The organism is Vibrio clamense, assembly GCF_050337905.1.
GTDB classification, from domain to species: Bacteria; Pseudomonadota; Gammaproteobacteria; order Enterobacterales; family Vibrionaceae; genus Vibrio; species Vibrio cortegadensis.
The window spans coordinates 1-2,271 of the sequence record NZ_JAKJTJ010000057.1; the positions used below are offsets into that span (position 1 = coordinate 1).

The following is a 2,271-nucleotide window of genomic DNA, read 5'->3' on the forward strand; positions in this document are numbered from 1 at the left end:
GCTGCTTTGAACTCAGATGTAAAACGGATAGTTCGAAACTCAACCATAGACAACAAAACGCACTTGGCTAAGAAGCGAAATGAGCTGAAATTAGAGAAATTTGATTAGCCTGAGTGACAAAGAATTCGAACGAGAAACCTGACGACAAAGTGCGCTGAAACTACGATTTTAATTTAGCACCCACGAAAAAGAAGCCACGCAAAATGAACTTGAGCCAGCAAAACTTACTAATGAGGAGACTTGCGTGACGTTGCAGCTAATTAACCGACAAACATTCTACGTGCGATGGTCATTTTGATGGCATTTTTCACGAAAAGAACAGGTGTGTAGTTCGGACGCAGAACAAAGATAAACGGACAATTTAACCCTTTGAATCTTATGCAATATAACGCCCAATTAAGTTGCAGACCAACGCAAACCTGAACTCAAAGCAACGCACCGATTACACCCAAACTGTTTGGAACTGAAAATGCCACGCGTTGACTGTCAGCTTGAATTGCTTGTTATATTGCCCGCACGATGAAGCCAAATTTAGCGCCAAGATGCTGAATTGGTTACAAATCTACTGGCTTTGAACTCAGAAGTAAAACGGATAGTTCGAAACTCAATCATAGACAATAAAACGCACTTGGCTAAGAAACGAAATGAGTTGAAATTGAAGTCATTCGATTAGCTTAAATGACAAAGAATTCAAGCGAAAAACCTGACAGCAAAGTGCGCTGAAACCACAATTTTCAATGAAGTTTCCACAGAAAAGAAGCCGCGCAAAATGAACTTGAGCCAGCAAACTTACTAACGAGGAGACTTGCGTGACGTTGCAGCTAATTAACCGCTAAGCATTCTACGTGCGATGGCCTTTTTGATGGCAACTTTCACGAAACTAACAGGTGTGTAGCTCGAACGAAGAACAAAGATAAACGGATAATTTAACCCTTTGAATCTTAGGCAATATAACGCCCAATTAAGGTGTGAAGCACGCGACCACGGCACTTAATTTGACCACCGTAAACACCGAACTCAACTCAAACCAAAAATGCCAAGCGTGCTAAATCACTCTTAAATTGTTTGTTATGTGTTTGATTCCAAGTTTCTATTTACTTGCTCTACAAGAGCTTGATTTATTGGTGCAAGTTTACCTTCTGGACTAATCCACTCGTTTAAACTTTCAATCGTACCATCGGGAACATCTGCTCTATCTCTAAGGCTAAACTTCTTAAGCCTAAAGCCTCGCTTTGAGTACATGACAATTTCGCCATCACGAACATAGCCAACATTTAGATGCAGCTCATCTACATAAGGAAGACTTTCTACACACTTAGTCTTTAGCTCACTCTCCGAATAGTCAAAGCTAAACTGCATATAAAACTTAGCCACACTCATCGCTATTTTTGCGTTACTACCGTGGCGCTCTTTAGCTAAAGCCTCAGAAGCTATAATACTATCAAGCCTATCTCCCGCATAAAGAAATGCACTGTATGTACTTCCCTGCTCACGAACAACGTTAAAGGAGATATTCTCCGATGGATCAATGACCTTGCCATAATTCCATGCTTTCAACATACCGTAGGCATCTTTAGCTACGTGCTTATACTTGAAAAGTATAACAATACCCAAGCCTTTCATTGTTTCAATATTATCCGCTACCCATGACGTCCCAAGTCTATGAACCAACATGTCATTAGTTGGCATAGGCATTATATGAAGAACTTTATAATTAAATACAAATCTATCGAGGATAAGTGGAATGGTAGTGATAAGTATTGCTATTGGCAGAGATAAGACTAAAGGTAGGCTCAGAAAAGCAGTAGCAATACTTAATAAAGGAAATACAACCAACAGAACTTTAACTAACTTTTTATACTTTGAATTTATTTCAATCTTCAAATAACACTCCAAAATTTATAATCTGCACTGAAAGTTGATAAAAACACATAACGCCCAATTAAGGTGCGATAACGCTATAAAACCCAGACTAAACCATTGCGCCGTAAACACAAAATTCAAATCGGAGTAAAATCGGCAAGCGTTAGGAGTCACTCTTAAATTGTTTGTTAGCAGCGCCACCCCACTGCTGTGACTTGCAACACCCTCACCCTATACATATGCTAAATATTATATAAAGGGGTATTCTATGACAAACACAAAAATCATTGCTTTGAGTAGCATTCTTACATTTCTATCACCGATTACAATGGCTGATAAACCTGACTGGGCTGGAAAGGGAAAACCAAACCTTGAAGAGATATCTACCGCTTCTGATTTGAAACAGGT

At 39.3% G+C, this 2,271-nt stretch carries 1 protein-coding gene; it reads right to left on the reverse strand.

All coding sequences use genetic code 11. The features are described from left to right. Positions 1-1,068: 1,068 nt before the first annotated feature. Positions 1,069-1,884, reverse strand: a complete 816-nt coding sequence (locus tag L4C39_RS19940; protein ID WP_429747729.1) for a hypothetical protein — start codon at positions 1,882-1,884, stop codon at positions 1,069-1,071. Between the last annotated feature and the right edge of the window lie 387 nt (positions 1,885-2,271).